At 65.6% G+C, this 7,663-nt stretch carries 6 protein-coding genes; 4 read left to right on the top strand and 2 right to left on the bottom strand.

All coding sequences use genetic code 11. The annotated features are described in order from the left end of the window. The first annotated feature begins 123 nt into the window (after positions 1 to 123). A complete protein-coding gene (locus GPT34_RS11255; protein ID WP_291012284.1) occupies positions 124 to 414 on the top strand; it encodes a hypothetical protein in 291 nt (96 codons plus the stop codon). Between the two features lie 112 nt (positions 415 to 526). Here the strand turns inward: GPT34_RS11255 and GPT34_RS11250 are convergent, their stop codons facing one another. Then, a complete protein-coding gene (locus tag GPT34_RS11250; protein ID WP_291012282.1) occupies positions 527 to 1,630 on the bottom strand; it encodes an alkene reductase in 1,104 nt (367 codons plus the stop codon). Between the two features lie 144 nt (positions 1,631 to 1,774). Here GPT34_RS11250 and GPT34_RS11245 point away from each other — a divergent pair, with 144 nt between their 5' ends. Beyond that, positions 1,775 to 2,788: an LLM class flavin-dependent oxidoreductase gene (locus GPT34_RS11245; protein WP_291012280.1), complete on the top strand. Its 1,014-nt coding sequence runs from the start codon at positions 1,775 to 1,777 to the stop codon at positions 2,786 to 2,788. A gap of 58 nt (positions 2,789 to 2,846) precedes the next feature. Then, complete coding sequence (locus GPT34_RS11240; protein ID WP_291012278.1) at positions 2,847 to 3,221, top strand: glutaredoxin domain-containing protein; 375 nt, start codon at positions 2,847 to 2,849, stop codon at positions 3,219 to 3,221. On the opposite strand, the gene GPT34_RS11235 is transcribed toward GPT34_RS11240, so the two are convergent. Then, a complete protein-coding gene (locus tag GPT34_RS11235) occupies positions 3,193 to 3,630 on the bottom strand; it encodes an acyl-CoA dehydrogenase family protein (protein ID WP_291012276.1) in 438 nt (145 codons plus the stop codon). The two genes, GPT34_RS11240 and GPT34_RS11235, sit on opposite strands and share 29 nt — an antisense overlap. A 244-nt stretch (positions 3,631 to 3,874) precedes the next feature. Between GPT34_RS11235 and GPT34_RS11230 the strand changes: the two genes are divergently transcribed. After that, a complete protein-coding gene (locus GPT34_RS11230) occupies positions 3,875 to 7,447 on the top strand; it encodes an LAGLIDADG family homing endonuclease (RefSeq protein ID WP_291012274.1) in 3,573 nt (1,190 codons plus the stop codon). Positions 7,448 to 7,663: the final 216 nt, after the last annotated feature.

The following is a 7,663-nucleotide window of genomic DNA, read 5'->3' as shown; positions in this document are numbered from 1 at the left end:
AAGCAGGTGGGCTACATCTCCACCGGCGGCGGCGCGTTTCTGGAGGTGCTGGAAGGCAAGACCTTGCCAGCGTTTGAGGTGCTGGCGCGGCGGGCGGCCAACAGCTAACCCAGCTCGGCCACCATGCACGCTCGAAAGGTGGTGCTGGTAACTGGGGCTGCTTATTCGAAGGATCTGGGCGAATCACTGCTGCGACAAATGATTGACCGCAAGATCGAGCTGTGTTGCGTGGTCGGCGTCGATGCCGAAGCCTGGGAAGACGCTCTGGATTGGCTATGCATTGGCAGCGATGGCGAGGCCTCGCACCACATCACGACGACCGCACACCCTCACGAATCCGTCGAAGAGGTCATCTCTTTTGCAGAGAGTTTCCGCTGCCAGGGTGGCCCTGCTGTTGAAGTGATGTACTTCTAGGCAGAACCACTCAGTGCGGCACTTGCAAGCGTTCTTTGACCCTGCGGACTGTGCAAGCCGGTTCACTCCTTGCTTCAGACATTCTTGGTCGCCCATGGGCGCCGTGGGACAGTCACCCGGCCAGCGCAGGGTAGTCCGTGTACCCCTTTTCACCCCCACCGTAAAACGTGGTCTTGTCGGGCTCGTTGAACGGCCCGCCCGCTTTCAGGCGCGCCACCAGGTCGGGGTTGGCGATAAAGGGCTTGCCGAAGGCCACCAAATCGGCGTCGGCGCTCAGGGCCTGGTTGGCCAGCGCGAGGTCGTAGCCGTTGTTGACCATCCAGGCGCCCTGGCCGCCGGCAGCGCGGTAGGCCGCTTTGGCGGCGGTGTAGTCGAAGGGACGATCGGGCAGTTCGCGCGGGCCACCAGTGGCACCCTCGATCACGTGCACATAGGCCAGCTTGAGCGGCGCGAGCTCGCGCAACACATGCTCGAACAAGGCCTGCGGATCGGCGTCGATCACATCGTTGGCCGGCGTAACCGGCGATAGGCGGATGCCCGTACGGTCGCCACCGATGTCCTCGGCAATGGCGCGTGTCACCTCCAGCAGCAGGCGTGCGCGGTTGGCGATGCTGCCGCCGTAGTCGTCGGTTCGCTGGTTGCTGCCGGTCTTGAGGAACTGGTCGATCAGGTAGCCGTTGGCAGCATGAACTTCCACACCGTCAAAACCCGCGGAGATGGCGTTTTCTGCGGCGTGGCGGTAGTTCTGCACGATGCCGGGAATTTCCTCGGCCTTCAGCGCGCGCGGCTCAGAGGTGTCGACAAAGGTAGGGACGCCATCCTTGATCAGCACGGTCTTGGTGTTGGCGCGTATCGCGGAAGGCGCGACCGGCTTGCCGAAATCCGGCTGCAGGTCGGTGTGCGACACGCGACCCACGTGCCAGAGCTGCACCACTATGCGGCCGCCCGCATCGTGCACCGCTTTCGTCACGCGCTTCCAGCCGTCGAGCTGCTCGGTGCCGTAGAGGCCAGGGACGTCGGCATAGCCCTGGGCCTGGTGCGTGATGGCGGTGGCCTCGGTGATCAGCAGGCCGGCGGTGGCGCGCTGGGCATAGTAGGTGGCCATGAGCGGCGTGGGTATGGCGTCGGGAGCGCGGTTGCGCGTGAGCGGTGCCATGACGATGCGGTTGGGCAGGGCGAGCGCGCCCATTTGAAGCGGGTCAAAGAGTGTGGTCATGAGATCAGGGTGCACAAAGTACGAAAACATACAGCTTAGCGAAGTCCGACACGCGCGGCCATCGCCTGGCGCACAGACCTGTTGACCGAAAGCACCTCACCTGCGTGTCAGCAGTCCAGCACACAAAGGCCGACAATAGTCAGCATGAAAGCCCTGCACGACATCCGCCTGTCCATGCTCGACCTGGTCGCTGTGCGCCAAGGCGGCACTGTGGCCGATGCCCTGGCCATCGCCCTGCGCACCGCCCAGCACGCCGAACGCCTGTGCTTCGAGCGTTACTGGCTGGCCGAACACCACAACATGAGCGGCATCGCCAGCTCGGCCACCGCCGTGCTGGTGGGCCATATCGCGGGCGGCACACAGACCATCCGCGTCGGCTCAGGCGGCGTGATGCTGCCCAACCACGCGCCGCTGGTGGTAGCCGAGGCCTTCGGCACACTGGCCGAGCTGTACCCGAATCGCATCGACCTCGGCCTGGGTCGCGCGCCTGGCACCGACCCGCTGACCATGCGCGCGCTGCGCCGCGACCGGCCCGAGACCGAGCAAGACTTCCCGCGCGACGTGGCCGAGCTGCAGCGCCTGCTGGGTCCGATGCAGCCCGGCCAGAAGGTGGTGGCCATGCCGGGCGCTGGTACGCAGGTGCCGATCTGGCTGCTGGGCTCCAGCCTGTTTTCAGCCCAGCTGGCGGCCGAACGCGGCCTGCCCTACGCTTTTGCCGCCCACTTCGCGCCGCGCTACCTGCTGCAAGCGCTGGCCATGTACCGGCAAAACTTCCGCCCTTCGGCTGCGCTGGACAAGCCCTACGCCATCGTCGGCGTGCCCTTCATTGGCGCACCCACCGACGACGAGGCCCAGTACCTCGCCAGCAGCACTTACCAGCGCGTGCTGGGCATCCTTACCGGGCGGCGCGGCCAGCTGCCGGCGCCGGTCGAGGGTTTCATGGACCGGCTTGACCCGCAGGCCCAGGCCGCCATCGCCGATTTCCTCGCCTGTGCAGTCATCGGTGGCCCCGAGACGGTGAGCGCGGGCTTTGCCCAGCTCGCCGAGGTGACGCAAGCCGACGAATTCATGATCGTGAGCGACGTCTTCGATCCAGCCCTGCGCCTGCGTTCGCTGGACATCGCCGCAGCGGCGATGCGCGAACCGGCGCTGGTTTGATCGACCGCACGGCCTAGCTGACGCGCCCGCAGCACGTCCAACCATTTCAAGCGACTCCATGACCCGTCCCATCCTCGACGAAGCCCAGATTCACCCCGCCATTCGCGCCCGGGTGGCCGAGCACCACCGAGACATCGTCCAAGAGGTCATGGCGGCGGTGGCCAAGCACGACGTGGTGGTGGTGGGCATGGGCCAGAACCCGGTGTGCAAAAAGGCGCGCCAGCTGCTCGACGCGCATGGGGAGGCCCACCAGTACCTGGAATATGGCAACTACTTCAACACCTGGCGCCGTCGCAACGCGCTGAAGATGTGGAGCGGCTGGCCGACCTTTCCCATGGTGTTTGTCAAAGGCACGCTGGTGGGCGGTGCGCACGAGCTGCAAGCCTTGATCGATTCGGGTGAGTTCAAGCAGCTGCTCCGTCACCCCGCCTGAAGCGAGCTTGTCGGTCTGCGTTCAGCCCGGACTGGGTGGCGGGCGCATCTGTTCTGGCGTGGTGAAGTAGGTCGCCGAAGTGCCCATGCGCTCTGGCTAGCGCCGGTTCGTGTCTGGCCACGCTGCGCACGTTCACCCCGTCTGGCCCGTCCATCAGGTGCAGGGCATGGCCTCGGGTCCATAGGGTAGGCCAGGGGGTGTCGGGTGACAGGCCCATGGCGCCGAAAATCTGCATGGCGCGGTCCATCACGCGGGTCTGCAGGCCCGCTGCCACCACCTTGATGCCCGCACCTGCGCTCGAACTGCTGCCGTCTCGGCTCGATCCGGGTGGTCGAGCAGCCAGGCGCAGCGCAGCGTGTGGCCCTGCAGGCCTGCACTGCGCCGCTGGTGCAATAGGGCCACCAGCCATCGCACCTGGCGCGGGGGGTCTGGATGCAGGCCAACACCTGGTGTGGCCGCCTGGATGGCTCCGGCGACGAGCGGTCTGTGGCGTTGAACGCCGCGCCCCGCCTCGCGCGCACGAGACCCAGGCGCCGACGGATGGCCATGGTTTCAATGGGCGAAAAGACCATGATGTAGTCTGTTGAGTTCGGCCGCCGACTGTGCACGCCCGACCCCCGACACCGTTTCTCCCTCTTCCCGAAAGCCCCCCGATGAAACGCGATCCCAGCCCCCGCGCGCAAGACCTCACTCAGACCCAGCCGATCAGCCAGGATGTACTAGCCGAAAAGTACCTCAAGCCCGGCGAAACCGGCGTCGAAGACATCTACCGCCGCGTGGCGCGCGCCCTGGCCAGCGTGGAAACAGAAGGTCTGCGCGCCGAATGGGAACAGAAGTTCCTCGCCAACCTGCACGCTGGCGCCATCGGCGCCGGGCGCATCATGAGCGCCGCAGGCACCGACATCCAGGCCACGCTGATCAACTGCTTCGTGCAGCCGGTGGGCGACGCGATCCAGGGCGTAGATGGCGAAGGCTATCCCGGCATCTATGAAGCCTTGCGCGAAGCGGCCGAGACCATGCGCCGCGGCGGCGGCGTGGGCTACGACTTCTCGCGCATCCGCCCCAAGGGCGCCGAGGTCAAGGGCACGCACTCCATGGCCTCAGGGCCGTGTAGCTACATCAATGTGTTCGACCAGTCATGTTCCACCGTGGAGAGCGCGGGCGCGCGCCGTGGTGCTCAGATGGGCGTGCTGCGCATCGACCACCCGGATGTGATGGAGTTCATCACCGCCAAGCGCACGCCGGGGCGCTGGAACAATTTCAACGTATCGGTGGGCGTCACCGACGCCTTCATGGAAGCGCTGGGCGCCGACCAGCCCTGGGACCTTGTGCACACGGCGCGCCCTGGCGCCAAGCTCGTGGACAAGGGTGCCTACCAGCGTGCCGACGGCCTGTGGGTCTACCAGACCATCGCCGCCAGCGAGCTCTGGGACACCATCATGAAGTCGGCCTACGACTTCGCCGAACCTGGCATCCTATTCCTCGACCAGATCGGGCAGGACAACAACCTGCGCTACTGCGAGACGATTGCTGCCACCAACCCCTGCGTGACCGCCGACACCCGCCTCGCGACCCAGCATGGACTGGTCCGTATCGGGGACTTGCACCGCAGCGGCGCAACCTTGAACGTCACGGTGGATGGACGCGCGCTGGCCAACCCTGAAGTGGGTATGGCCACGCGCCCGGCGAAGCCGGCATTCATGACCTCCTTCGATGCCGAGGTCTACAAGGTGACCACCGAAGACGGGTACGAGGTGGAGGCCACGGCGTGGCACGACTTCTACACCTCGCGCGGCAAGATCAAGCTGTCGGACCTGCAGATTGGAGACGAGCTATGGGTGCAGTCGGGCAAAGGGCAGTTTGGGAGAGAAGGTGGCGAGGAGTTGGGCATTTTGCTGGGCTTGATCGCCGGGGATGGCCACTTCACGAACCGCGGCAAGGGACTGGAGGCTGTCTGTGTCAACCTTTGGAACGAAGAGCGCGCACTGGCTGAGCGTGTGACTGACATCGTCAACGGGTTGATTTCTGGGCTTTCGGCAACAGCCCGGCGCTATCGAGTGGCCCCTGTTGCGGTGGCTGAACGTAACCATGTGGTCATCCGCTCGGTGTTGCTGGCGCGCGCACTCGCCGTTCTGGGCTTTACGCGGGAAACGAAACTGCGGGTTCCCGAGATTGTGTGGCGCGGCAATGAAGCCTGCGTCAAAGGCTATCTGCGCGCGCTCTTTCAGACCGACGGTACGGTCAACGTTTCTGGTAACAGCCAAAGCTGCTCGGTTCGGCTGAGCTCCAGCTACCCGGCCCTGCTCAAGGACGTGCAGGTGGTACTGGCCAATCTGGGTGTCTTTGCGCGCCTTCGTCTGCGCAGGAAGGCAGGAAACAAGGCCATGCCCGATGGCAACGGCGGACAAGGCGACTACGCCTGCAGGGCGCAATACGAGCTGATCGTCGATGGTCAGTCGCGCGAACGCTTCATGGAAGAGGTGGGCTTTCTTCTGGAATACAAGACCGCCAAGTACCGCGCCTGGGTGGCCGACAAGGTGCTGCACAAGACTCAGCGCTTTGCGAGTCGAGTCGCCCAGATTGCGCACGTCGAACGGGCCGCTGTGTTTGACACTACGCAGGCCGATGGCAACTCCGTGATCTTCAATGGCCTGGTCACTGGGCAATGCGGTGAGCAACCCTTGCCGCCCTACGGTTGCTGCGACCTCGGCCCGGTGATCCTGACGCGCTTCGTGCGCCACCCGTTTGGCTTCGGTGGTGTGCCGGTGTTCGATTTCGATGCCTTCGAGCAGGTGGTGGCCACCCAGGTGCGCGCGCTGGACAACGTGCTTGACGTGACCTTCTGGCCGCTGCCGCAGCAGCGCGAAGAGTCGGCGGCCAAGCGCCGCATCGGTGTCGGCTTCACCGGCATGGGCAATGCCCTGGCCATGCTGTGTCTGCGCTACGACCGAGAGGAAGGGCGCGAGATGGCTGCGAAGATCGCCGAGCGCATGCGCGATGCGGCTTACACGGCTTCGGTGGCACTGGCGCAGGAAAAAGGCGCGTTCCCCAAATTTGACGCCAACGGCTACCTCGCGCCCGGCACTTTTGCCAGCCGCCTGCCCGCGCCAATCCAGGCGTTGATCCGCCAGCACGGCATCCGCAACAGCCACCTGCTCTCGATCGCGCCCACCGGCACGGTGAGCCTGGCCTTTGCCGACAACGCGTCCAACGGCATCGAGCCGCCGTTCTCCTGGATGTACCGCCGCAAGAAGCGCGAAGCCGATGGCAGCACCGCCGAGTACGCGGTGGAAGACCACGCCTGGCGTCTGTACCGCGAGCTCGGTGGTAATGTGGATGCCTTGCCCGAGTACTTTGTCAACGCCCTTGCCATGACGGCGGGCGAACACATTGCCATGATGCAGGCGGTGCAGCCGTTCGTGGACACTGCCATCTCCAAGACGGTGAACGTGGCGGCTGACTACCCGTTCAGTGACTTCAAGAATCTGTACCACCAGGCTTGGCGCGCCCACTTGAAGGGCATGGCCACCTATCGGCCCAACAGCATTCTCGGTTCGGTGCTCGACACCGGCAGCGCAGCGGCCGATGCTGCCGCCGCAGCGGTGGTCGCCGCAGCGGTGGTCGCCGCGCCGGTGGACCCGATGCGCACCGTGATCGAGAGTCGGCCCAAGGGCGCACTCTCGGCCGTGGCCGACAAGATCGAGTACTGGACACAGGAAGGCCACAAGACGCTGTACATCGTGGTCTCGTTCCTGCCGGTGCCGACCGGCCTGGGTGACGCCACGGTGGAGCGCGCGATCGAGTTTTTCATGCCGGTGGGCCAGAGCGGCGAGTCGCAGCAGTGGATCACTTCCACCATGCGCATCTTGTCGCTGGCCGCGCGCGGCGGCTTCCTGGAGCGTGCGCTGGGTGACATGCGCAAAGTGGCCTGGGACCGGGGTCCGGTGCGCCTGGGCACCTACCAGAAGCCCGACGGCACCCATGTGCCGATGTGGCACGACTCTGAGGTGGCCGCGATCGCCTTTGCGCTGCAAGGCATCTTGGCGAAGCGCGCGCAAACCGTGTCGGCAGCGCTGGCCCCCGCGCCCACCACGCCCGACCTGCCTGGCATGCAGATGCCGCTGATGGCCGGCAAGAAGTGCCCCGAGTGCGGTGCACACGCCATGATCAAGAAAGACGGCTGTGACCTCTGCACCCAGTGCGGCCACATGGGTAGCTGCGGATGAACCTGCCCACCGCGCGCGCCGCGACGCAGGGGGCTGCTCTGGTGACCGCAGTTTGCGGTGCTGGTGCGCAGGATCGGCTCGTTGCCGCTCGCATCTGCCTGGGTGTTGAGCGCGTCTGCCGCGCTGGGGGCCGGGCTGATGGGGGTCTGGGGCGACCGCCTGGCAGGCTGCTTGGGTCGGTCTCGCAAGGGCGGCCGTCCTGATCTTTGCGATTCA

The organism is Hydrogenophaga sp., assembly GCF_011390835.1.
Classification (GTDB): domain Bacteria; phylum Pseudomonadota; class Gammaproteobacteria; order Burkholderiales; family Burkholderiaceae_C; genus Hydrogenophaga.
Note: the sequence above shows the minus strand (reverse complement) of the source record. Positions and strands in the feature narration are given on the sequence as shown.